At 36.7% G+C, this 22,887-nt stretch carries 26 protein-coding genes; 20 read left to right on the top strand and 6 right to left on the bottom strand.

Features of this window, described 5'->3' with window-relative positions:
* Positions 1 to 107: 107 nt before the first annotated feature.
* From XM47_RS09545 to XM47_RS09570, 6 genes are all read left to right on the top strand, one after another.
* Positions 108 to 812, top strand: a complete 705-nt coding sequence (locus XM47_RS09545; protein ID WP_048692008.1) for a DUF3334 family protein — start codon at positions 108 to 110, stop codon at positions 810 to 812.
* Positions 813 to 969: 157 nt separating this feature from the next.
* Entirely contained in the window at positions 970 to 1,431 is a 462-nt protein-coding gene (locus XM47_RS09550) for an EVE domain-containing protein (protein ID WP_048692011.1), read from the top strand.
* A 9-nt stretch (positions 1,432 to 1,440) separates the two neighbouring features.
* Positions 1,441 to 3,474, top strand: coding sequence for an NAD-dependent DNA ligase LigA (gene ligA, locus XM47_RS09555; protein WP_048692013.1), 2,034 nt, complete (start codon positions 1,441 to 1,443; stop codon positions 3,472 to 3,474).
* Between the two features lie 14 nt (positions 3,475 to 3,488).
* Positions 3,489 to 4,142, top strand: coding sequence for a M50 family metallopeptidase (locus XM47_RS09560; protein WP_077066526.1), 654 nt, complete (start codon positions 3,489 to 3,491; stop codon positions 4,140 to 4,142).
* On the top strand, positions 4,129 to 4,719 hold the full coding sequence (locus XM47_RS09565) for a Slp family lipoprotein (RefSeq protein ID WP_048692016.1): 591 nt from the start codon (positions 4,129 to 4,131) through the stop codon (positions 4,717 to 4,719). The genes XM47_RS09560 and XM47_RS09565 overlap by 14 nt, the downstream gene beginning before the upstream one ends.
* Entirely contained in the window at positions 4,719 to 5,606 is an 888-nt protein-coding gene (locus tag XM47_RS09570) for an alpha/beta fold hydrolase (protein WP_048692017.1), read from the top strand. The genes XM47_RS09565 and XM47_RS09570 overlap by 1 nt, the downstream gene beginning before the upstream one ends.
* A gap of 51 nt (positions 5,607 to 5,657) precedes the next feature.
* Here the strand turns inward: XM47_RS09570 and XM47_RS09575 are convergent, their stop codons facing one another.
* Positions 5,658 to 6,470 carry a DUF2989 domain-containing protein gene (locus XM47_RS09575; protein WP_245623447.1) on the bottom strand — a complete coding sequence of 271 codons (813 nt, stop codon included), beginning with the start codon at positions 6,468 to 6,470 and terminating at the stop codon, positions 5,658 to 5,660.
* A gap of 49 nt (positions 6,471 to 6,519) precedes the next feature.
* On the opposite strand from XM47_RS09575, the gene XM47_RS09580 reads away from it, so the two are divergent.
* The 7 genes from XM47_RS09580 to XM47_RS09610 all read left to right on the top strand — a co-directional run bounded on the left by XM47_RS09580 (position 6,520) and on the right by XM47_RS09610 (position 10,878).
* Entirely contained in the window at positions 6,520 to 7,044 is a 525-nt protein-coding gene (locus XM47_RS09580; RefSeq protein WP_053084537.1) for a thioredoxin-like domain-containing protein, read from the top strand.
* 1 nt (position 7,045) lies between these two features.
* Positions 7,046 to 7,438, top strand: coding sequence for an MAPEG family protein (locus tag XM47_RS09585; RefSeq protein WP_048692023.1), 393 nt, complete (start codon positions 7,046 to 7,048; stop codon positions 7,436 to 7,438).
* A 14-nt stretch (positions 7,439 to 7,452) separates the two neighbouring features.
* Positions 7,453 to 7,737, top strand: coding sequence for a hypothetical protein (locus tag XM47_RS09590; protein ID WP_048692029.1), 285 nt, complete (start codon positions 7,453 to 7,455; stop codon positions 7,735 to 7,737).
* A gap of 66 nt (positions 7,738 to 7,803) precedes the next feature.
* Entirely contained in the window at positions 7,804 to 8,046 is a 243-nt protein-coding gene (locus XM47_RS09595; RefSeq protein ID WP_048692030.1) for a VF530 family protein, read from the top strand.
* Between the two features lie 11 nt (positions 8,047 to 8,057).
* Positions 8,058 to 9,446, top strand: coding sequence for an ATP-dependent RNA helicase DbpA (gene dbpA, locus XM47_RS09600; RefSeq protein ID WP_048692033.1), 1,389 nt, complete (start codon positions 8,058 to 8,060; stop codon positions 9,444 to 9,446).
* The gene (locus XM47_RS09605) at positions 9,447 to 9,866 is read left to right on the top strand and encodes a cysteine-rich CWC family protein (RefSeq protein ID WP_048692037.1); all 420 of its coding nucleotides are present in this window, start codon (positions 9,447 to 9,449) and stop codon (positions 9,864 to 9,866) included.
* A gap of 313 nt (positions 9,867 to 10,179) precedes the next feature.
* Complete coding sequence (locus XM47_RS09610; protein ID WP_048692040.1) at positions 10,180 to 10,878, top strand: SDR family NAD(P)-dependent oxidoreductase; 699 nt, start codon at positions 10,180 to 10,182, stop codon at positions 10,876 to 10,878.
* A 67-nt stretch (positions 10,879 to 10,945) separates the two neighbouring features.
* Here XM47_RS09610 and XM47_RS09615 read toward each other — a convergent pair whose 3' ends face one another.
* Together XM47_RS09615 and XM47_RS09620 are read right to left on the bottom strand one after the other, a co-directional pair.
* The gene (locus XM47_RS09615; protein ID WP_048692042.1) at positions 10,946 to 12,097 is read right to left on the bottom strand and encodes a family 43 glycosylhydrolase; all 1,152 of its coding nucleotides are present in this window, start codon (positions 12,095 to 12,097) and stop codon (positions 10,946 to 10,948) included.
* A 514-nt stretch (positions 12,098 to 12,611) separates the two neighbouring features.
* Positions 12,612 to 14,399 (bottom strand): M61 family metallopeptidase, encoded by a 1,788-nt coding sequence (locus XM47_RS09620; protein WP_048692045.1) that lies wholly within the window; start codon positions 14,397 to 14,399, stop codon positions 12,612 to 12,614.
* Between the two features lie 111 nt (positions 14,400 to 14,510).
* On the opposite strand from XM47_RS09620, the gene XM47_RS09625 reads away from it, so the two are divergent.
* The 6 genes from XM47_RS09625 to purB all read left to right on the top strand — a co-directional run bounded on the left by XM47_RS09625 (position 14,511) and on the right by purB (position 20,012).
* Positions 14,511 to 15,605, top strand: a complete 1,095-nt coding sequence (locus XM47_RS09625; protein WP_048692048.1) for an aldose epimerase family protein — start codon at positions 14,511 to 14,513, stop codon at positions 15,603 to 15,605.
* A gap of 5 nt (positions 15,606 to 15,610) precedes the next feature.
* Positions 15,611 to 16,324, top strand: coding sequence for a pseudouridine synthase (locus XM47_RS09630; RefSeq protein WP_048692050.1), 714 nt, complete (start codon positions 15,611 to 15,613; stop codon positions 16,322 to 16,324).
* A gap of 11 nt (positions 16,325 to 16,335) precedes the next feature.
* Complete coding sequence (locus XM47_RS09635; protein WP_048692052.1) at positions 16,336 to 16,782, top strand: NUDIX hydrolase; 447 nt, start codon at positions 16,336 to 16,338, stop codon at positions 16,780 to 16,782.
* A 94-nt stretch (positions 16,783 to 16,876) separates the two neighbouring features.
* Entirely contained in the window at positions 16,877 to 17,992 is a 1,116-nt protein-coding gene (mnmA, locus tag XM47_RS09640) for a tRNA 2-thiouridine(34) synthase MnmA (RefSeq protein WP_048692054.1), read from the top strand.
* Between the two features lie 6 nt (positions 17,993 to 17,998).
* Positions 17,999 to 18,631: a high frequency lysogenization protein HflD gene (hflD, locus tag XM47_RS09645; RefSeq protein WP_048692057.1), complete on the top strand. Its 633-nt coding sequence runs from the start codon at positions 17,999 to 18,001 to the stop codon at positions 18,629 to 18,631.
* Between the two features lie 13 nt (positions 18,632 to 18,644).
* Positions 18,645 to 20,012 carry an adenylosuccinate lyase gene (gene purB, locus XM47_RS09650; RefSeq protein ID WP_048692059.1) on the top strand — a complete coding sequence of 456 codons (1,368 nt, stop codon included), beginning with the start codon at positions 18,645 to 18,647 and terminating at the stop codon, positions 20,010 to 20,012.
* A 161-nt stretch (positions 20,013 to 20,173) separates the two neighbouring features.
* Here the strand turns inward: purB and XM47_RS18845 are convergent, their stop codons facing one another.
* From XM47_RS18845 to XM47_RS09660, 3 genes are all read right to left on the bottom strand, one after another.
* Entirely contained in the window at positions 20,174 to 20,317 is a 144-nt protein-coding gene (locus XM47_RS18845) for a DUF3149 domain-containing protein (RefSeq protein WP_077066527.1), read from the bottom strand.
* A 134-nt stretch (positions 20,318 to 20,451) separates the two neighbouring features.
* On the bottom strand, positions 20,452 to 20,760 hold the full coding sequence (fliS, locus tag XM47_RS09655) for a flagellar export chaperone FliS (RefSeq protein ID WP_048692062.1): 309 nt from the start codon (positions 20,758 to 20,760) through the stop codon (positions 20,452 to 20,454).
* Between the two features lie 91 nt (positions 20,761 to 20,851).
* Positions 20,852 to 21,199, bottom strand: a complete 348-nt coding sequence (locus XM47_RS09660) for a hypothetical protein (protein WP_048692064.1) — start codon at positions 21,197 to 21,199, stop codon at positions 20,852 to 20,854.
* Between the two features lie 418 nt (positions 21,200 to 21,617).
* Here XM47_RS09660 and XM47_RS09665 point away from each other — a divergent pair, with 418 nt between their 5' ends.
* Positions 21,618 to 22,886 carry an ABC transporter substrate-binding protein gene (locus tag XM47_RS09665; RefSeq protein ID WP_048692066.1) on the top strand — a complete coding sequence of 423 codons (1,269 nt, stop codon included), beginning with the start codon at positions 21,618 to 21,620 and terminating at the stop codon, positions 22,884 to 22,886.
* Position 22,887 lies beyond the last annotated feature (1 nt).

The following is a 22,887-nucleotide window of genomic DNA, read 5'->3' on the forward strand; positions in this document are numbered from 1 at the left end:
CTAATAAAGCTTGATAACTTTCATTGCTGAGCCTACCTTTAGGTAATACTAAAATAAAACTAATATATTTATCAGCGCGTTTCAGTTTTAAATAGGATCTTAATTTAATGAATAAACCAGCAGTTAAGTCGGCAAATAAAACAACAGTCATTACCACCGACGATATTTTAGTCATGTTGTGTAAATCAGTAACGGATGTGTTAGCGAATGCGAATGCTAATATGGTCACTTATTCAGCTCTGGTGCAAAAGATCACTAAAACCAGTCTTAAACCAGACATAGGTTCATTTGTATTATTCGATGGTGGATTTTCAGGGTTAGTTGTTATTAATTTTAGCGCTGCAACCGCAATCGAAATTTATCAAAAATATATGACGAACATGGGGATCCCTCTAAGTGAATTATCAACCCAACATACTTCGGATGATGTTGGAAATGTCATGGGGGAACTGCTAAATCAAATTTTAGGTGATTTTACGGGGTTAGTCGGTAAAGAATTACAAACGTCAATTACTCAAAGTCAGCCAAAAATGTTAACTGTGAATAAGCAGTTAATGATTTCGATTGATACTAATTTAGATAGACCGCAAGCTAGACGTGTTACTTTTACGACAGAAAAAGGCAATATATTCTATCTAGAATTAGCTATGGATAGAACCGAATTTATTAAATTACATGATTTTGTACCTGAAGAGTTTGATCCAGACGATATTATTCGAGGTGCACACATGGACAAGCAAAATAAAGAGAAAAAAGCGGACAAGCCAGATGACGACGCAGGCCAAGATTTGTTGGATGAATTAGGCATTTAAGCATTTAACCTCACTACTTATACAGGATTAGTTAAGCTAAGTTAATCCTGTATACCTTTCTTGCTTAAAAGAATTAAGCTAGCAAATTTAACGGTTAATTCTGCATTTTAAAATCAACTCAAGTACAATTACGTTTTTAATTAACACATTTGAATAGATGAAATATTGGTTATTAAAAACAGAGCCAGACGAGTGTTCTATTGATGATATTAAAAACTCACCAGAGCAAACTATGGTTTGGGATGGCGTTAGAAATTATCAAGCCCGTAACAATATTCGAGATCACATCCAACTCGGTGATTTAGCTTTTATCTACCATAGTAGTTGTCAGGCGGTGGGAATAGTTGGTGTTGTTGAAGTTGTGAAAGCGTCTTATCCAGATCCTGAGCAGTTTAATACTTCATCAACACTTTATGATTTAAAAAGCTCCCCTGAAAATCCACGTTGGTTTAACATTGACATTAAATTTAAAACAAAATTTAATCGTATAGTTAGTTTAAAGCAGATTAAATCAATAGATGTGCTATCAGATATGGCTTTAATCAAACAAGCTAGATTATCTGTTCAACCTGTTACTGCCGAACATTGGCAATTTATCCATTCAATCAATAACGTATAAAAAATTATTATGTCAGAAACCGCATTAGAGCAAATTCAGCAATTAAGACAAGAATTAGAAAACTATAACTATCAATATTATGTGCTCGATCAGCCAAGTGTGCCAGATGCTGAATATGATAGATTAATTAAGCAATTACGAGAATTAGAAACGGCCTTTCCAGAATATAATTCAGCGGATTCACCAAGCAATAAAGTAGGCGGTAAAGCCTTATCTGCATTTGAGCAAGTGACGCATATTTTACCTATGCTTTCATTAGACAACGCTTTTACAGATGAAGATTTAATCGCTTTTGAGAAGCGTATATTTGACCGCTTGAAAGATACTACCCAGCTAGAGTTTAGCTGTGAGCCTAAGTTGGATGGCTTAGCCGTTGCTATCCTGTATAAAAATGGAAAACTCGTCCAAGCCGCAACGCGTGGTGATGGCAAAGTTGGTGAAAACATCACCGAAAATATCAAAACGATTCGTTGTATTCCACTAAAACTGAGAGGTAATGATATCCCTGCTGAACTCGAAGTTCGAGGAGAAGTGTTTATGCCGAAAGCCGGGTTTGAAAAACTTAATCAAACCCAAATTAAACGCTATGAAAAAACCTTTGCCAATCCTAGAAATGCAGCTGCTGGCAGTTTACGTCAGCTTGATTCAAAAATTACAGCGCAGCGCCCACTATCTTTTTATGCTTACTCTGTTGGTCATGTGGTTGATGATGAAGCTATATTGGCTGAAACTCACCTTGGTCGACTTGAGCAATTAAAACACTGGGGCATGCCAGTCAGCGAAGAAGTTAAATTGGCAAAAGGCAGCAAAGAGCTTGCTGAATTTTACAGCCAAATCGGAACCAAACGAAATGCGCTACCTTATGAGATTGATGGTGTCGTTTACAAAGTTAATAGTATTGAACTGCAGCAACAGCTAGGTTTTGTCGCAAGAGCACCTCGCTGGGCAACTTCTCATAAATTCCCTGCACAGGAAGAAATGACGAAAGTCTTAGATGTAGAATTTCAAGTTGGACGAACCGGTGCTATCACCCCTGTTGCTAGGTTAGAGCCTGTTTTTGTTGGCGGCGTAACGGTTTCAAATGCAACTTTGCACAACGCTGATGAAATAGAGCGTTTAGGTATTAGAGTAGGCGACAGTGTGATTATCCGTCGTGCTGGTGATGTTATTCCTCAAGTTGTATCTGTGGTTTTAGCGAAACGAGAAGAGCAAACCACGCGAGAGATTGAATTTCCAACGACTTGCCCAGTCTGTGATTCTCATGTCGAACGAATCGAAAATGAAGCTGTGACACGTTGTACTGGTGGCCTTATTTGTCAGGCTCAGTTAACTCAAGCTATTATTCATTTTGCTTCACGTAAAGCTTTAGACGTAGATGGTCTGGGTGATAAATTAGTTGAAGTTTTTGTTGATAAACAAATGGTCAAAACCCCGGCAGATTTGTTTAAATTAGTCGAAATTGATGTCGCTATGTTAGATAGAATGGGGCAAAAATCAGCTAAAAAATTACTTAATTCATTAGAGAAGTCTAAAAAGACTACCTTAGCTAAATTTATATACTCTCTCGGTATTCGCGAAGTCGGTGAGGCAACTGCGAGTAATTTAGCTAACCATTTTAAAACCTTAGCGGCCATACAAGCTGCGAGTTATGAACAGTTAATTGAAGTGCAAGATGTTGGGACTATTGTTGCCAAGCATATCCAAGCATTTTTTGCTGAACCCCATAATAAAGCAGTTGTTCAAGATTTGATTGAACAAGGCATACATTGGCCAGAGATAGAAGTTAAAGATGAAAGCGAACAACCTCTACTTGGCTTAACCTATGTTTTAACGGGTACCTTAACCAGTATGGGACGAAATGATGCTAAAGCGCATTTACAGAGTTTAGGTGCTAAAGTATCTGGTAGTGTTTCAGCTAAGACAAATTATCTTGTTGCTGGTGAAAGCGCTGGGTCTAAATTAACTAAAGCACAAGATCTAGGTGTGAATGTTTTAACTGAAGATGAAATGCTCGCATTGCTTAAAAATCTTGGTGCAATATAAAGATATTCAAAACTATGACTAGAACGAATTCAAAGTGGTACTTTTTGTCTTTATTGCTCTTGGCTCTAATCGTGAAATGGCTACCGTTTATTAATCTCCCTTTTAAATGGCTTGCGACTTATTTTCATGAGTTAAGCCATGGCTTAATGGCAATATTAACAGGTGGGAAAATCCAATATATCGAACTTTATGTTAATGGTGGCGGTCTTTGTGTTAGTCAAGGCGGAATACAATTATTAACTTCGTTTATTGGTTATGCTGGGGCAGTTGGTTGGGGTATGCTGATGGTTTATTCGGCCACCTTAAAAGCCAAAGTGGTTAAGTTTATCTCTTTAAGTTTAGTGTTAATTTGTGTTTTAAGTTTACTACTTTGGATTCGCGATATCTTGAGTATGCTAGTCATAATAGCTGTCACTCTTACCTTAGCTTTACCTTTAACTAAGCTTGCGACTCAGTGGGTTAAACCATTTATGATGTTTTTAGGTATCATAACTATGTTAAATGCAATTTACAGCCCTTTGTATTTAATTGACGGCCGTTCTTTGGGGGATGGCGCTACATTAGCTAAACTAACTTATATACCTGAAATATTTTGGGTTGCAGTTTGGTTTATTCTTGGTTGCTTAGGCCTATATAAAACATGGCGGAGTACTTATGCAGAACAATAATTTTAAACAGATTGCCATTGTCTTAGTTAGCTTATGGCTAACGAGCTGCGCAATAGTGCCAAAAGATCTACAAGTAGCTGATGATAGTAAATTAGTTAGCTATAAAGAGGTTTCACTTAATCCTAACCAAAACTTAAACCAGCTTGCACGCTGGGGTGGCGTGATTGCTAAAATTGATAATTTGTCTGGTGAAACTATGTTAGAGATAGTTCACTTTGAAGCGCATTCAAGCACTAAGCCTAAGGTGACTGATAACTCTATTGGTCGATTTAGAGTTTATGTAAAGCATTTTCTTGAACCGAGTATCTATAAAGAAGGTAGATTAATTTCAGCGTTAGGTACAATTGCAGTGTCAGAGCAAGATAAAATCGGTGAGCAAGATATTTTGTATCCTGTGATTAAAGACGCCAAAATTTATCTATGGCCCATTGTTAAAGAAAGGCAAGAACATGACCATTGGCGCGATCCATTTTGGCCATATTCAAGTAACTGGTATTGGGCTAGGTATCACAGGCTCCACCCGTACTATATTCAGACTAAATCGATTAATAAAAAAAGCAAAAAAAGAAAAGATTAATGAGTCTTAGTGAAAAGCCCAATTGGCAGCAAAAATATGTTGAGGTATTAGGTCGTCAGGTTTCTGTGCTGCATAAGCTTGGAGAAAACGACAAGTTACCATTAGTTTTTGTTCATGGTTGGCTAGATAATGCGGCCAGTTTTGAATTAATAACGTCTTTTTTAGATGAATACGAAATTTATCTAGTTGAGCTTTCAGGCCATGGTAAATCTGATCATATAGGTGCGGATGCTCACTATCACTTAGTGGATTGGGTTTATGAATTTAAACTTGTGGTCAAGCAACTAGAACTAGACAAATTTAACTTAATTGGCCATTCACTTGGCGGTATTTTAGCTTCTATCTATTCAACTTTAGAGCAAGACAAAATTAACAAACTTATCTTGCTTGAATCCGCAGGCGCATTTGTGCAACCCAACCAAGATCTAGTGGAAAATTTAAAAGCGGCATTTACCAGCCGTGACCAACTGGCGATAAAAACATCTCACTCGGAAAAAAATAAATTACGGCCTATATCTTTATTAGCGAGTTTAATTGATTCACGATGTAAAGCCGGTGATTTCAATCAAGAAATTGCTAGCATCTTGATTGAAAGGAATATTGAACGTAAAGATGCGTTTTTTATTTGGCGAAGTGATGCTAGGTTAAAAACATTATCACCAATTCGTTTATCTGAAGAGCAAGCGGTTGAACTGGTGTCACACATTCATGTGCCGTGTTTAATTATATTGGGTGAAACTGGTTTTAAATCGATTAGTGAAGACTTAGAGCGCCGCCAAGCTTACTTTAACAATATGCAGCACACTCAAGTTCCCGGCGGTCATCATTTTCATTTAGAGCATCCTGAATTAGCAGCACAAAAAATTATCGAATATTTGTCAGTCTAGTTCAGGCTTTACCATATGATTATTTTCAGTAAGCGCGAAGGGCTGGTTTAGCTACCTTTTCGGTGGCACAAACTTACCTGAGTTTATGTCACTAAAATAATCATTGGCTAGACCGTCTAGATCACTTACGCGTATGTTGTCGTTTTCCAACATAGCGCGTAAAGGTGCTAAATCTATGTCTGTCGCGCCATTTTCTTTGGCTATTTTTCCCCACACATAAGCATGTTTAAATTTTTCTTGTTTTAAATACAGAGTACTTAAAGTTGTCAAAATTTCAGTGTTGAGTGGCTCAGAACCATCATATAGTTCAAGCGCGTGGTACAGTGTGTCTATTGTGAGATCTTGATTATATTTTACATAGTGAGTCGCTAATTTAAATTGCAGCTCAGGTGTTTGTAACACGCCTGTGTCTCTTAATTTTAAGAAACGGCTAAGTGCTGCTTCATCACCATTACGCGACCAGTGCCAATAAAGTAGGTGAGGGTGATTACTATCTTTAGTCGCCTCAGACAGGCGTTTTAATTCTTTAATTGACGTTACATAGCCATTGACTCTAGAAGTGGTTTTTTCTTTTAATTTAATATGTTCAATCAAAGACGCTTTGTGGACACATTTTGAATAAGCTTCAAAATTTTGAATAAGTTGGTATCTTACTTCATCTGTGGGGGTCGACATTTCTTCGTATCGACCAAAGATAACCAGTCTTCTCTCGTTACGACACCAAGCATCTGTGTTTAAATCTTGACAAATTTCACTGTGAGTTTCGCAGATGGATCTTAACGATGGACCATTATCACAGGCTGAAATAAGCGGGAATACGAGTGATAAGGTAAAAAATTTATAAAAATTATTGAAATTCAACAAGGTATTCCCAGTTCACATTAGTTATACCAAATTATATGGAAACTTAGTTATGAATTACAAGTTAACTGCTTGGATAAAACGAAATCTTAAGCCATTTATTATCAATTCGGCCTTAATTATACTTGTAGTGGCTGTTGTCAGCTGGATCCAAACTCTAAATATGTTAGAAACGGGGAAAAATATTGAAGACAGCCAAATTGAATTAATCGAAATAACAGGGCTAAAAAAACAAGTTTTTGATTTTAAGCAGCGAGAAACAGATACTCTGGTCTATTTTTTTGCGCCTTGGTGCAGTGTATGCCATCTAAGCATAGATAATTTAGAAGCTGTGCATAATGATCAAAATACGACTCAGATTATCGCTATTGCGTTAGATTATCAAAGCGAAACAGAAGTGAGAGATTTTATTGCACAGCACGAGTTATCTTTTCCGGTTTACTTAGGTAATGAAGAAGTTAAACAAAAATTTAAGATATCAGCTTATCCAAGCTATTATGTGGTGACAAATCAGGCTGAAGTCCGCTCTAAAGTAGCGGGTTATACGACTGAACTAGGGATTTTACTGAGGTTATAACATGGTTACAGGATTTTATGCAGTATTGCTTACAGCTCTGATGTTTTATCTTGCTTTTAAAGTGATAAAAGTTCGTCGAAAAGAGCAGATTAAATACGCCAATGGCGATAGTGAAGAATTGGCTAGAGTCAGAACTGCGCAATTAAATGCCTATGAGAATATTCCTTTCTTTCTAGTATTAATGATGATTTTAGAGCTTAATTTAGCGCCGATAATTTTATTACATATTATCGCTATTATCATGTTATTAGGTCGCTCGGTTCATGCATTTGGCATATTAAAAGATAAACTGAATTGCCGAGTAATTGGTATGGGGTTAACCTTTACTGCAATTATGGCAACCAGTATAGCAAACCTAGTTTACTTACCCTGGTATAAAATATTTGGTTTATAAAGGTACAAATTAATTTGAAGTGGTTAAAAAATATTTTCAATCAAACACTGGTTGCTTTAATCGCCGCGGCTTTAATGATTAGCTTTGCTTTATTTGTCTATTGGTTATTGAATGGCGGCGCAGGTTTAATTGAAAATAGCCAAAATCCATTTACCAACCCATTCTTATGGGGCGCAATTATCATTGCTGGTTTGGTATCTGGTGCAAGTCGTTTGTGGCGAAAATATGCCGAGCGTCAATTTATTAAAAAATTAGAAAATAATCGTAAGTTTAACAATTGTAATCAGTCGAAAGACTGATTTTCGCGACATTTAAGTTTTTTATCTGTATCCTTAACACATAATTAATCCCTAGCTAGAAGATACATGAACAACCAGCCTAATAACCCTCTACATGGTGTAAAATTAGAAACCATAGTCACAGAACTTGTTGAATACTATGGGTGGCCGTCATTAGCGAGACAAATTAATATTAACTGCTTTAAAAGTGATCCATCCGTTAAATCGAGTTTAAAGTTTTTACGTAAAACTCAATGGGCTAGGGATAAAGTTGAAGCTTTATATTTAGATATGCTACATGCAAAACAAAATAGTCCGTACAAAACATAATAGGAAAACCAGTGAGCCAAGCCAAATTTGACACCTTAGCGTTAAAAACCGATTTATTAGAAAACTTACAAACGCTAGGTTATCACTCTATGACGCCAATTCAGGCGAAAAGTATCCCTCACATATTAAAGGGTGTAGATGTCATTGCCCAAGGTCAAACTGGCTCAGGTAAAACGGCCGCTTTTGCTTTAGGCTTATTGAATAAACTGCAAGTTAAGAAATTTAGAATCCAAACACTCGTACTATGCCCAACTCGGGAATTAGCTGATCAAGTTAGTAACGAAATTCGAAAATTAGCGCGAAGCATACACAATATTAAAGTACTAACTTTATGTGGTGGTATGCCATTTGGCCCGCAAGTTGGTTCTTTAGAGCATGGCGCGCATATTATTGTGGGCACACCAGGACGAATTGTAGATCATATCTCACGTGGTACGCTCGATTTATCTAATGTGGACACTCTAGTTTTAGATGAAGCAGATCGTATGCTTGAAATGGGCTTTCAAGATTCTTTAGAAGAAGTTCTGGCTGAAATTCCGAAACAAAAGCAAACCCTTATGTTTAGTGCGACTTTTTCGCCTCAAATAGAATCAATTGCTCAACGCTACATGGTTAAACCTGCTATGGTAGAAGCAGAATCTACCCACGACGAAAATAGCATACAACAAAGATTTTATAAGGTAGATGGTGCAAATCACAGAGCCAGCGCGCTTAAATATATCTTACTAGAACATCAACCAGAAAGTGCCATCGTTTTCTGTAATACCAAAAAAGATACCCAAGCTGTTGCTGATAGCTTATCGCATTTTGGCTTCACCGTATTATCTTTACACGGCGATTTAGAACAAAGAGATCGAGACCGAGCTATCATAATGTTTAGCAATAAAAGCGCGAACATTTTAGTTGCGACAGATGTCGCAGCGAGGGGCTTAGATATAGATTCTGTTGAGTTAGTTGTTAACTACGATATGGCACACGATACAGATACTCATACTCATAGAGTTGGTCGTACGGGCAGAGCCGGTAATCAAGGGATCGCTTGTTCTTTATTTAGTGATAGAGAAAGCCATAAAGTCGAATTGCTGGATTTACCATCTGATCCTGTGGTTAATTACGATACATTACCAGATAAAGACATCTTAAATGTGAAACCTAGATACGCGAGTTTTAAAACTATCCAAATTGATGGTGGTAAAAAACAAAAAGTACGTGCAGGTGACATTTTAGGAGCACTCACTGCAGGTAAAGAAATTGATGGTAAGTTAATCGGTAAAATTAACTTATTTGATAACTGGGCTTATGTTGCGGTAAATGAAAAAATTGCGAAAAAAGCGTTTCAAAAAATTAGCCAAGGTAAATTAAAAGGCCGTTCATTTAGAGCGAGATTACTGCACGTTTAAATGAGCACTCAATCTACTTGTCATCATTGCCAGCAAGCTTTCGGTTGCGGAGTCGAGTCGAATCTAGATTCAGCTTGCTGGTGTATTAAACTTCCAAATATTGCTAGTTTATCTGAGGTGAATACTGAAGGTGAAAATACAGCCAATAACGACCCAAGCAAGAGCCAATGTTTGTGCCCTGAGTGTTTAAAACTCAAAATAACGGCACAAATTAACACTTTGATGGTGCAAAAAACTTTAGATGAAATGCTAGTGATAGCTGCACCTTTTGCTAAACCACCTAGTATGGTCGAAGGAATAGATTTTAATCTAGAAAATGGCTTTCATGTATTCACGTCTTGGTTCCACTTAAAGCGAGGTAGCTGCTGTAGCAATGGCTGTAAAAATTGCCCTTATTCGGGTACATTGAATGTGATTTAAGTCAGTGGTTTGTTCAACGCGTTTTGCTCTTTTATAAACAAAATAAACCTTATATGCATGATTAAATCTTGTTAACTATTAGTCTTTTATTTCTAATCTCCTATTTCTAGTGTTAGGGCCTAGGCTTTGACATCTCTTTTTATTTAAACTACTTCTCGTTAGCTTCACCAAGAACCTATGGAGTTTTAGTGCCTAAAAATCGTGTAACCAGCAGATTAGCTCTTTACTCTTTAATTAATTTTTTTAGTATTATATTGCCTGTGATATTGTTAACTATCTTCAATTTTTTTTAATGTAAAGGTTAGGAATAATAATGCAAAAATGGGTTTTGATTACTGGGGCAGACCGCGGCATGGGATTAGCCTTTGTCGAACATTATTTATCTTTGGGGAATCAAGTTATTGCAACAAGTCGACGAGAACCTTTTGGTCGTTCGCTTGGTGAGCTAAAACTGAAATATCGCGATCAGCTAATCGTTCATCTAGTCGATTTGGCCGATGAAAACAGCATAAAGCAATTCACAGACAAGCTAACAGCTCGCCAAATTAAGCTTGATTTAGTCATTAATAATGCTGGAATTTCACAACTACAAAACATAGGACAATGGGACACGGGTACTTTTATACAGCATTTCATAGTGAACAGTATTGCACCAGCATTAGTCTCCCAAGCTGTTATTCCGCTAATGTCCTCTGGTAGTAAACTCGTGCAAATATCTTCCGGTGTCGCTTCACTCGAGTTAAATATTGCAGCGGATGCTGGTTTAGATGCATACGCTGCAAGTAAAGCTGCGCTGAATACAATTTCACGCAGACTTGCAACCAAAGTCGCTAAGCAAAATATTATTGTGACATTGATAAATCCAGGCTGGGTTCAAACCGATATGGGAGGCGATGAAGCGCCTATGTCTATTGAGCAAGCGGTTCAACTAATGACTAAATCTATAGAAAAGCTCACGCAAGCGCAATCTGGACAATTTATTGAAGCCGACGGCTCTCTAATTCCTTGGTAATTTATTTTTATCAACAACTTATTTAACTTCCTGCGTTCTCATTAAGAGTTAAGGTTAATCATCAGTATCAATGCATTTGTAATTTTTTATGTTTTGCTTTTTGGGTTTTTGCGGCTTCTAGTTCATTCGGTTTAGTCCAAGGGGCTATACCATGCCAGGCTTTGGGTTTACCTGTCACTGAGAGTCTGTCTATAAAGTATTGGTCTATTGGAGTGGGAGTAAACCTGGCGTCTTTAACATCTACAATTATGTCTTTCTCTGTTTCTTTGATATCAATAGGGACTAGCCATAAACTCCATTTGTTTTTCTGGTCAAATTTAGTTGTGTATTCATGGTCGAAAGCTGTACTCCACCATTTGCCATTAGGGCCCTTGAAGATATTGCCATGGCCCGCATTTTTAATCATCATTCTACGTTTGCCATACGGACCTTTTAGGTTATTAGATACTGCATAAAATAAGTCGTAGCTGTCGCTAGGTTCATAACCATATCGACCTGAGCCTATATGCAGATATTTATCTCCAAACTTAATGATTAAAATACCTTCATAGGCCATTTCATGTTTGCCATTATGTTGTAGTTTAGTCGCAGGTTCAGCCAAAGCTGTCATATCTGAATTCATCTTGGCGATATAGTCGGCTTGCCATGCATAATATATGTCTTCGCCTTCCTTAAATAAGTGAGCATCAATTAATTTATCCATCATAGCTGGGAGGGCTTCATAAGGGCCTTGAACCAAACCTGTTTTACTTTTTAGTAAACCGTGTCCGCCGCCATTTATACAATGTGGGATCCACCAAGTGCCTTTCATGTAGTGAATTTCAGGTGCCCAAATTGCCACAGGGTTGATAAAATCAGGACGTTTAACGGGTTTGGTATGATGCCAAGAGTTTTGTGCTTTTCCCTCTTTATTTAGCTGCCAAACAAAGCCTAAGTCTTGCCAGTTGGCTAAATCTTTACTGCGCCAAAGTCGAACGCCAACCGTGTCTCCCCAATGACTGCCTGCCGTGGTGCCAGTTAAATAATAAAAATTATCTGGCCCTTTGGTTATAAAGGGATCTCTAATTTTTTCATCAAGTGCTTGAAATGCTACTTGATGTGCCAAGACGAGTTTACGTTTTTCATCTGGTGTTAATGCTATGTAGTTTTTGCTTTTGATTTGTTGGATAAACTCATCGGTTAACGGACTTGATTGTTTGTGATTTGAGGTGTTATTCAAATTGATACTTGTGTGACTGCAGGCCGATACAATCAGGATAGTTGCAAGTGAAGTAAGAAGTTTTCTCATAGATAAACAAAGATAAATATTATTATGAGGATTTTTATATCACAGAAATGAATCAGATTTTTTGACTGGTTTAGCTAGGGCGAAAGGCTTTTGACTTTTATTTGTTATAAATCAATTGTTTATCATCTTGTTTTTTGCGGCTTGTAACTATTCTTTTCAATTTTTGATAAAAATCAACCTAAGCTAACTTAGCTTAATAATAAGCAAAGCAAGTTGCTAAATAGACCCGAGGGTGTGTTGATCTTTTGAGTACGATTTTGCAGCAGTATAAATTTCAAACAAACGCTGTCCTTCGGATTCGTCGTAAACACTTTTTGCTCTTTGTTGCTCGATATTTACATAGAATAACTATGCTGTATATCTCGCGTCGCGAGCAAAAAGCGTTTAATTAGAACGAAATATGTACAGAAAACGTCAACACACCCTAGCTAAATTGATTTAGTTGTTAAATTATTTGCTGCCATTTAGCTGATAATGCTTTGTCCGATTCAGTTAACTCAATTAACTGGCACTCATTTAAGCTTAATACTAATTGAGTTTCTATAAGTTGAGAATCTCTAAATAAATGGCATTTTACTTCTGTATTCGCTTGAATGTTCTGCAAGATATTTTCGGCCTGAGCATCAAGTTGTAAATTGTCTATCGCGATTAAAATATCCTTTGGATTTATACCTGCTTTTTCTGCCGGTGAGTTTTCAATCACAGCCATCACTTGCAGACCTAAATTGTGCTTTTTATAAATAGCACCTAGATAAGGTTGGTAATTGTCGGTTTCTTTAGCCAGAGTATCTGAAATTTTCGCACTGGTAATTTGCAACTTAATGCCAAATTTATCGAGCAGTTCTGTTAGTAGCAAATGTTCAGGCGTATTGAGTATATGTTTAAATTCCGCAGTATTGTCTTGTCCGGTTAACTGGTTAAATATTTCAATAAAGTCTGTTTCTTGAGTGCCTTTGTTCTGCATGCCAAAGTTTTGCCATAAATGACGCATCAAATCATCGAGTGATTTTTCCCCTTGGCTTGTTTTTCGAATGGTTAAATCCATCCAGAGTGCGACTAAACTGCCTTTAGTGTAATAACTGGTAATATTGTTAACTGCATCTTCAGCTTGCTTGTAAAATTTAGTCCAAGTATAAAAGCTGGATTCATTTAAGGTCTGTTTTAATTCGCCACTACCGCGGTAAACTCGAGTATAAGTTTTACTGATTATGCTTAGGTATTCAGTAAATGAAATAATCCCAGTGCGATATAAGCTTAAATCATCGTAGTATGAGGTTATACCTTCATAAGCCCATAATTGTGTTGTGTAAGATTCGGTTTGTGTTTGATACGGAATAAACTCAACTGGCTTAATACGGCACACGTTCCATGTGTGGAAGTATTCATGCGAAGCTAGACTTAAGAATGTGCGATAGCCTTCGGTTAATTCATTTGGTCGATTTTTATTGGCAAAATCAAAATTAGAGCAAAGTAGGGCAGTTGAGTTTTTATGCTCTAAACCTCCAAAACTATTTGGCAAAATATTGGTTAAAAACCAGTACTCTTTAAATGGCGGCACACCACCTGTTTCTTTTTCGAATAAATCAACATGGTGTTGGCACAGTTTGGTTAAATCACGCTTAACTCTTTCTTTATCGGCATAATGTTTACCGGTTAATATCAGATAATGCGGTATTTGGTTTATTTCAAATTCAATACAATCAAAATCGGCAATTTCTACAGGGCAGTCGATGAGTTCGGCATAATCATTCGCCATGTATTCACCAAAACCAAAAATTTTGGTTTGTTCAGCACGTTGTAAACCAGTAGCGATTTTAAATTCTGCTTTATTTGGTGAGATAAATTCAACAACTTGCTTAGTTTGTTCAAAGCCACTGACTTGTAAAAAGACACTAGTGCCATTAAAAAAGGCTCTATTATCGTCTAAAAATGCGGTTCTGACTGATGTGTCAAATGCATAGACTTGATAATTTATTTCGCAGTTTTCACCTTGAGTATCGAGTTGCCATGTTTGTTTATCAATTTTGTTTAAAATTAATTCTTGCTGCTTACTAACTGATTTGGCTGAAATTTGGATAATATTTTTAGCAAAATCTCTAATCATATATGAGCCAGGTATCCAAGCTGGTAAAGAAATAGTCAGCTGCTGCTTTTTGTGCTTAGGGATTGATAATTTAATATTGAATAAGTGTGATTTGGCTTGCTCGATAGAAACTGTATATTTAATAGTCATATTTATAAGTAGCTTGTTGTATTGAAGGATAAAATGAATTTATTTAATAAATCATCATGCTAATATTGTGATTATTAAATTGTCATAATTACAAAATAAAAAGAGTAAAGCATGCTTAATGATTCTAATAGCTTAAACCTAAACTCACAATTAAATATAACATCTGATTCTTTTGGGCAAACCCCAGATGGGCAAGAAATTACAAAATTTAGGTTAACCAACCAAAATGGCGTTGAAGCCAGTGTCATTAATTGGGGCGCAACTTTGGTTGAATATAAGTGTTTTGATAAAGATGGAAATTTAGGCGATATAGTTTTAGGTTTTGATGATTTAGCTGAATATATTGAAAACCCGCCATATTTAGGTGCGACTATAGGTAGATATGCGAACCGACTTGCAAATGGCGAGTGCGTGATTGATGGTGTGTTATATCAGTTTGAAAAAAATAATGGTCCAAATAATAATCATGCAGGTCCAAGAGGTTTTGAAAAACAGTACTGGGATGCTGAAACCTTTCAAACGGATGACGCTGTAGGTGTGGCTTTTACCTATGTGAGTCCAGATGGCGATCAAGGGTTTCCAGGTAATCTAACTGTCGAAACTAAGTACACACTTAACAACCAAAATCAGCTAGTTATTTCGTTTAAAGCAACGACAGATAAAACCACAGTGGTTAATTTAACCAACCATTCGTATTTTAATTTGAATGGTGAACAAGATGTTTTAGAGCAATATTTCTATTCACCATCTGAGTACATGACGCCGTTAAATGAATTTCAAATACCAACTGGTGAAACTCAGGCAGTAGCGGGTTCACCGTTTGACTTTACTCAAGCTAAAACGATAGGCCAAGATATAGACGCCGATGATGCGCAAATTAAGATAGGAGCAGGTTACGATCATTATTTCCTAATTGATGGCTATGATGGTAAAAAATTAAATTTAGCTGCAACGGCAAGTGATCCTAAAACGGGTCGAAAATTAGATGTGTTAACGACTGAACCTGGATTTCAGCTATATACAGGCAACTTTTTAGATGGGACAGTTAAAGCCAAGGGCAGAATGATTTCACGTCGTTCAGGCTTTTGTGTTGAAGCGCAGCATATTGCCAATGGTCCAAGTTTACCTCAATTTCCGACAACCTTATTAAATCCGGGTGAAACTTTCGAATCCAAAATTGTTTTTTCAGTTGGCTTAATTGACTAATTAAAATGCCAACTCAACCTAACCCACGAAAAAAATCAAGTTCATTTAAACCAGCCAAACGCACGAGTAAAAGTGTGTTTGGTAGGCGTTCTAGCCAGTTGAATAAAACGGCCAAAACTCATTCTGAGACGAAAAAATTGAATGAGGAAACTAAAGTAATTTTATTCAATAAACCCTATGATGTGTTAACTCAGTTTACCGATGATCAAAATCGGAAAACCCTAAAAGATTTTGTTGATGTGCCGAATGTATATGCGGCAGGTAGACTTGATAAAGATTCCGAAGGTTTACTTGTTCTGACCAATGATGGCCAGTTACAACACAAATTAGCTAATCCTGACAAAAAACAAGGCAAGACTTATTGGGTACAAGTAGAAGGCGAGTTTAGTCAAGACGCAAAGTATGAGTTAACTAAAGGTGTTAAGTTAAAAGATGGTTTAACTAAACCGGCAAAAGTTGAAATATTACAGCCAGATCAAGTTGAATCTATCTGGGCTAGAGTTCCCCCTATTAGAGAGCGTAAAAATATACCAACAACTTGGATTGCGTTAACAATTTTTGAAGGTAAAAACCGTCAAGTTAGACGCATGACAGCCCATGTTGGTTTTCCCACTTTAAGATTGATTCGAGTAAAAGTCAGTCAATTAAACTTAGGTGATTTAAAGCCGGGTGAGTACAAAGCCTTATCTAATGATGAAGTAGAAGAATTAAATAAATAGCTGAGATAAATATGTTTAAACCAAATACCACAGTCGCTTGTGTCGTCGTTTGCCAAGATAAATTTTTATTGGTTGAAGAAACAGAAGACGGCAAGCAGGTCTACAATCAGCCTGCAGGGCATCTAGAAGCCGATGAATCTTTATTGGATGCAGCGAAAAGGGAATTGTATGAAGAAACGGGTTTATCCTTAGATCCAGAGTATTTATTGGGTGTCTATCAAAGCCAAGTAAAAGACAAAGGTATTCAGTATCTGAGGTTTTGCTATGTGATTGAGTTAGACGGCGATTATCCAGAGACAAACCCACAAGATAGCGATATTACTGCAGCGCATTGGCTGACTTATAAAGAAATTGAAGCTAAGCAAGATCAATTGCGCAGCCCTATGGTTAAAATTTGTATTGATGATTATCGTCAAGGTTATGAATTACCGTTGGAAAGCGTTAAAACTTATTTTTAATCTTTATTTTCCGTTTGATTAGCCTGTATACCTAAGTTAAACAATGATAAAATGCTGCTCCATTTTATCTAGTTGCAAATTACAGGTTTATATAATGTCAAATAACAGTGATAAAAAAGTCATTGTTGGTATGTCAGGTGGGGTTGATTCCTCAGTTTCTGCGTACTTACTTCAACAACAAGGTTATCAAGTTGAAGGTTTGTTCATGAAGAACTGGGAAGAAGACGACACGGACGAATACTGTGCAGCCGCAGAAGATCTCAAAGATGCTCAAGCCGTTGCAGATAAACTTGGAGTAGAATTACACACAGTTAATTTCGCATCGGAATACTGGGACAATGTATTTGAATATTTTCTTGCCGAATATAAAGCTGGCCGCACACCAAACCCAGATATCATGTGCAACAAAGAAATCAAATTTAAAGCCTTCCTTGAATTTGCTGCAGAAGCTTTAGGTGCAGATTACATAGCGACAGGCCATTATGTCCAACGCCGTATGATTACTGACGAAAACGGTCAAACTCATTGGCAAATGTTACGTGGCTTAGATAACAATAAAGACCAAAGCTACTTTTTGTACACTTTAGCAGAAGAGCATGTTGCGCAAACTTTATTTCCTGTTGGTGGTTTAGAAAAACCAGAAGTTCGAAAAATTGCAGAAGAGCAAGGTTTAGTGACTGCAGCTAAAAAAGATTCAACTGGCATTTGTTTTATCGGTGAACGTAAATTTAAAGACTTTTTACAACAGTATTTACCAGCTCAACCAGGTGACATTGAAACGCCAGAAGGCGAGGTTATCGGTAAACACGAAGGTTTAATGTATCACACATTAGGCCAACGCAAAGGTTTAGGTATCGGCGGATTAAAAGATGCGAGTGAAGAACCTTGGTACACGGTTGATAAAGATCTTGAACGTAATGTTTTAATTGTTGCTCAGGGCAAAAAGCACCCTAAATTATTCTCTGTTGGTATGATAGTTAATCAGTGTGATTGGGTTGATCGAGTCGGCCCAAGCAATGGTTTTAAATGCACAGTTAAAACTCGATATAGGCAAGCTGATATTAAATGTCAGTTAGAAAAAATTGATGGCGATACTTTCAAAGTAGTGTTTGCCGAGCCTGTGTCTGCCGTAACACCGGGTCAGTCAGCTGTATTTTATCTTGATGAAGTTTGTTTAGGCGGCGCAATTATAGATTCATTAATTAGGTAGTATTGAATGGCTGATGTCACATATGAACAAACTTTAGCTTTAGCGGGGGTATGCCAAGCATGTTACCTAGTTCAAAAGTTAGCTAGACGTGGCGAACTAGACAATGATCTGCTCGAAATATCAATGCAAAGTATTTTAAATATGAATCCAGATAGTACAGAAGCTGTGTATTCTGGAATCAATAATATTTCGAACGGATTAAAAATTATTCATGACCAATTAGGTCATAAAGCTCAAGTTAAAGATGCTGAGTTAACAAGATATGTGCTTAGTATTTTAACTTTAGAAAGAAAATTAATGAAAAGCGCTTCTAGCTTGCAACAATTAGCAAGTCAGATAGAGGGCATGGAAATTAAAATTTCACACTATGACATGACACATGATGTTGTAATTGAGGGGTTTGCCAGCATTTACAAAGATGTGATTAGTCGTTTGGGACCGAGTATTAAAGTAATGGGTAATTCAAACTTGTTACAGCAAAGAATGGTTCAAAACAAAGTGAGAGCATTATTACTAGCAGCAATACGCTCAGCTGTATTGTGGCGTCAATTAGGTGGTAATCGTCGAAATATCTTATTCCGTCGACAAAAATGGGTTAAATACTCAGCCACAGCTTTGCAACAAATATCTAGAATTTAATCAGGAGAATTCGATGGAATTATCTAGCTTAACCGCGGTATCACCAGTAGATGGCCGTTATGGTAGCAAAACAACTGAACTTCGCTCAATTTTTAGTGAATTTGGTTTAACTAAATATCGTGTCACAGTAGAAGTTCGTTGGTTACAAAAACTAGCTGAGACAGCTGGGATTGTAGAAGTACCTGCGTTTTCAGCAGAAGCTAATGCAGTATTAAATAGCATAGTTGATAATTTCTCAGAAGCTGATGCTGCTCGTTGTAAAGAAATAGAAAGAACGACTAACCACGACGTTAAAGCGGTTGAATACTTCTTAAAAGAAAAAGTAGCAGTAAATCCAGAATTAAATGCGGTTACTGAATTTTTACATTTTGCTTGTACTTCTGAAGATATCAACAATACTTCTCATGGTTTAATGTTAACTGAAGCTCGTGAAACGGTTATTTTACCTTACATAGATCAAATTCTAGATAGCTTGAAGTCTATGGCTAAAGAATACCGTGATGTTGTAATGATGGCCAGAACACACGGCCAGCCAGCTTCTCCTTCAACTATGGGTAAAGAAATGGCTAATGTTTACGCACGTTTAAAACGTCAGCGTGATCAAATCGCCAAAGTTGAAATTTTAGGTAAAATTAATGGTGCGACAGGTAACTACAACGCCCATTTATCAGCATACCCAGAATTAGATTGGCACACATTTAGTGAAGAGTTTGTGACTAGCTTAGGTTTAACTTGGAACCCATACACAACTCAAATTGAGCCACATGATTACATTGCTGAATTATTTGATGCTGTTGCACGTGCTAACACTATCATTCTTGATTTTGACCGTGATGTTTGGGGTTATATTGCTTTAGGTCACTTTAAGCAAAAAACTATTGCTGGCGAAATTGGTTCTTCAACTATGCCGCATAAAGTTAACCCAATTGATTTTGAAAATTCAGAAGGTAACTTAGGTTTAGCGAATGCTATTTTTGGCCATTTAGCTCAAAAATTACCAGTGTCTAGATGGCAACGTGATTTAACAGATTCAACTGTATTACGTAACCTAGGTGTGGGTGTTGCACATGCAATTATTGCTTACCAAGCGACACTTAAAGGTATCAGTAAATTAGAAGTTAACGAACAAAGTTTATTAAACGAACTTGATCAAAACTGGGAATTACTGGCTGAACCTATTCAAACTGTTATGCGTCGTTACGCAATTGAAAAGCCGTATGAGAAACTTAAAGAGTTAACTCGTGGTAAGCGTGTAAATAAAGAAATTATGGCTGAATTTATTGATAAATTGGATATTCCAGCAGCAGAGAAAGTACGCTTAAAAGAACTTTCTCCAGCTAATTATATTGGCCAAGCTAAAGAGTTAGTTGACGCGCTATAATTTAAACCTGAATGGCAGGGAGTGTGTCGCGGCTGTTTAGTTTAAAGCCTTAGCTAACTTCCTAGCTTTATTTTGGGTTATATAATAAAAAAGGATTAATGAGCTATGTTCATTAATCCTTTTTTTATTGATTTAACTTTATATGGATTGTTATTCATAGATTACTTTTGGTCGGCAGGTATATCATTGGCAATTTTTGTCATGAATAACCATACATAGTAACTACATAAGCCAACGACAATTGTTAAACCAAATAAAGAACCCCATACGACTGGATCGGCTAATAACATTTCTAAGCTGCTCATCTTTTTTCTCCTGCTTTATCTGTTAAATTAACTTTAGGACAAGCTGAAAAATCGGATATGATTTAGATCAAGATCTGAATTGTGTAGTGAATGGATTAGGAAGAAGATTGATCTGGCGCAAACTTTGGGACTGATTATACTTTATTCAGGTTTTGCCATTGGTCTAAAAGTTTAGTGAGTGTCTTTTCTACATAATCATATTTACCTTCATTCACGCATGCATGTAAGTGAGAGTAAATTCGCGACAAATTAGTTGCAAGTTCTGGCCACTTGTCTTGATTAAGCGATTTATTTAGTAACCATAAAACTTTAATAACTCTGATTTGATCCTGATTTTTACAAGCTAACACACCAATTTGGTAAAGTTTTATTAGCCTTAATACAGGGGCTGAGGCTTGTAGTTGATTTGATGTATAGAGTTGAATGGGATCGGATTGGCGCAAAAATGTATCCTTTTAAGCTTTCTATTTAACCCGAGTTCAGGTTATTTAATAAGTTAAACGCAGATTAACTGCGTTTAACTATTATTGTTTTTTATAAGCCAAGTACTTCTTGTGCTGATTGATTTGCTTGAACTTCTTGTGCTAAAGAAGGCTGACTGGCAATTTGTTCCGCGGCTTGTTCAACCGCTCTGTCTGCTTCAGAGTCACTTTCAAATGATTGAGCTTGTAACTCAGGTGAAGTTGAAACTTGGGTATTTGCTTCAGCTGATTGAGTATTTACTTGAGCTTCTTCACTTGCTTGGGTTGACTCTGCTTGTTCTGTTTCTTGTGCATTCGATTCTTGAGTGGCTTGTAATTGCTGCTCTTGGCTTTCAAGTTGTTGTATCTCTTGTAAGCTGCTACCAATGCTTTCATTTGAGTAACCTATACCTTCAGGCATGATGCACTCCTTAATTAAAGTTTATATGGTTAAATTTTAGTCCTTAACTAGGGTTAAAATAAAGGCTTAAATGCAAATAAAGTAGTAAAGTCTGGTTGGCATGTTCAAATTAATTGCCAGTTGGGATTAATTCTATCCCTTTGTGAAATTATAGATTATTCAACCCAAGCCCGACAATAGATTTTCTTATTATCAAAAATAGTGAATCAAAAATAGTGCCATCTATCTCAAAAATTGCTCTAAAGCTTAGCATGATTACCCCTTAGTTTGAGCTTTTTAGATTTTAGCGGCTAGCGAGTTAGCTTCCTAGTTATGTAAGTAAATACATGAGATTTAATGAGTTTATTATTAGATTTTATGCTTTTCTTAAACTAATATTTATAACAATTTGTCTGCCAAAGTTATTATAGTGACGCTAATGGAATTTAATAAAAATAAACGAAACCATATAAAGCAAATTTTACTCGGTTCTTTAGCCATTGGTGTCTACAGTAAAGCGCCTTATGTTTACGCTAAAAATAAGCAAAAGCTTAGGATACTTGGCACACATGTTACGTTACAAGAAGAGATACGTCAGCAAGCTATGGCTGATCTTGGGATTGAATTAGAGTTTGAAGCTAAGGGAAGTGCTTCGGTATTACAAAAAGCTTCAATGTCACCACAAACCTTTGATTTATATGAACAGTGGTCCAACAGCATTAACGTTTTATGGCGTTCCGGATCGATTCAAGCAATTGATAAAAATCGAATTAAGAATTGGGGTGAAATCAATAATTTAGTTAAAACTGGTAAAGTATCTCAATCGGCAAAAATTGGTGCTGGTGATGCGCCATACAAAATACTCAATGTACAAGCAGATGGACACTTATCACCCCAAGAGACGGATCAAATTAGCTTTTTACCCTATGTTCATAATGTTGATTCATTTGGGTATAACACAAATGTCATCCCTAAAGGTATTCCTTATCAAACGGAGAGTTGGGGCTGGTTATTGGATGATAAATATAAAGGTAAAGTCGGAATAGTAAATGCGCCGACAATTGGCTTGTTTGATTTAGCATTAGCTGCGCAAGCTAAAGGTTTGATGTCTTTTAATAATATTGGTGCAATTTCTAAACAAGAACTGGATCAATTATTTTCGATCTTAACTGAGTTTAAACAGAACAAACATTTCAGTGGTTTTTGGACATCAGTGCCTGAATCTGTGCAATTTATGAGTAGCAATCGAGTTGTCATTGAAAGTATGTTTTCTCCTGCGGTTTCTGCATTAAATGGACAAAATGTTCCTGTTACTTATGCAGCGCCCAAAGAAGGTTATCGAGGTTGGCATGGCGTGATGTGCTTATCATCTATGACCCAAGGAAAAGCAAAAGACGCAGCTTATGACTATATGAATTGGTGGTTAGATGGTTGGGCAGGGGCATTTATTGCTCGTCAAGGCTATTATATTTCTAACCCTGAACGTTCAAAATCATTCTTAACCGAAGATGAATGGAATTATTGGTATTTAGGAAAAGCGGCACAAAACAACTTAAAAGGGACTGATGGAAATATTTCTGTGAAAGCTGGAGATATTAGAACTGGTGGCAGTTATGTTGAGCGGTTTAGTAATGTTGCTGTTTGGAATACAGTAATGCCGACGTATGAATATAGTTTACAAAAATGGTATGAGTTTATTAGCGCTTAAT

Origin of the sequence: Catenovulum maritimum, from assembly GCF_001050375.1 — a bacterium.
In the GTDB taxonomy this organism is placed as follows: Bacteria; Pseudomonadota; Gammaproteobacteria; order Enterobacterales; family Alteromonadaceae; genus Catenovulum; species Catenovulum maritimum.

Coding starts and splice junctions, on each gene's coding strand:
- XM47_RS18845 (WP_077066527.1), bottom strand. CDS start 20,317: ATGAGCAGCTTAGAAATGTTATTAGCCGATCCAGTCGTATGGGGTTCT.
- ligA (WP_048692013.1), top strand. CDS start 1,441: ATGTCAGAAACCGCATTAGAGCAAATTCAGCAATTAAGACAAGAATTA.
- XM47_RS09580 (WP_053084537.1), top strand. CDS start 6,520: ATGAATTACAAGTTAACTGCTTGGATAAAACGAAATCTTAAGCCATTT.
- XM47_RS09595 (WP_048692030.1), top strand. CDS start 7,804: ATGAACAACCAGCCTAATAACCCTCTACATGGTGTAAAATTAGAAACC.
- XM47_RS09625 (WP_048692048.1), top strand. CDS start 14,511: ATGCTTAATGATTCTAATAGCTTAAACCTAAACTCACAATTAAATATA.
- XM47_RS09560 (WP_077066526.1), top strand. CDS start 3,489: ATGACTAGAACGAATTCAAAGTGGTACTTTTTGTCTTTATTGCTCTTG.
- XM47_RS09660 (WP_048692064.1), bottom strand. CDS start 21,199: ATGCCTGAAGGTATAGGTTACTCAAATGAAAGCATTGGTAGCAGCTTA.
- XM47_RS09665 (WP_048692066.1), top strand. CDS start 21,618: ATGGAATTTAATAAAAATAAACGAAACCATATAAAGCAAATTTTACTC.
- XM47_RS09630 (WP_048692050.1), top strand. CDS start 15,611: ATGCCAACTCAACCTAACCCACGAAAAAAATCAAGTTCATTTAAACCA.
- hflD (WP_048692057.1), top strand. CDS start 17,999: ATGGCTGATGTCACATATGAACAAACTTTAGCTTTAGCGGGGGTATGC.
- XM47_RS09605 (WP_048692037.1), top strand. CDS start 9,447: ATGAGCACTCAATCTACTTGTCATCATTGCCAGCAAGCTTTCGGTTGC.
- XM47_RS09570 (WP_048692017.1), top strand. CDS start 4,719: ATGAGTCTTAGTGAAAAGCCCAATTGGCAGCAAAAATATGTTGAGGTA.
- XM47_RS09635 (WP_048692052.1), top strand. CDS start 16,336: ATGTTTAAACCAAATACCACAGTCGCTTGTGTCGTCGTTTGCCAAGAT.
- purB (WP_048692059.1), top strand. CDS start 18,645: ATGGAATTATCTAGCTTAACCGCGGTATCACCAGTAGATGGCCGTTAT.
- XM47_RS09585 (WP_048692023.1), top strand. CDS start 7,046: ATGGTTACAGGATTTTATGCAGTATTGCTTACAGCTCTGATGTTTTAT.
- XM47_RS09565 (WP_048692016.1), top strand. CDS start 4,129: ATGCAGAACAATAATTTTAAACAGATTGCCATTGTCTTAGTTAGCTTA.
- XM47_RS09545 (WP_048692008.1), top strand. CDS start 108: ATGAATAAACCAGCAGTTAAGTCGGCAAATAAAACAACAGTCATTACC.
- mnmA (WP_048692054.1), top strand. CDS start 16,877: ATGTCAAATAACAGTGATAAAAAAGTCATTGTTGGTATGTCAGGTGGG.
- XM47_RS09620 (WP_048692045.1), bottom strand. CDS start 14,399: ATGACTATTAAATATACAGTTTCTATCGAGCAAGCCAAATCACACTTA.
- XM47_RS09610 (WP_048692040.1), top strand. CDS start 10,180: ATGCAAAAATGGGTTTTGATTACTGGGGCAGACCGCGGCATGGGATTA.
- XM47_RS09550 (WP_048692011.1), top strand. CDS start 970: ATGAAATATTGGTTATTAAAAACAGAGCCAGACGAGTGTTCTATTGAT.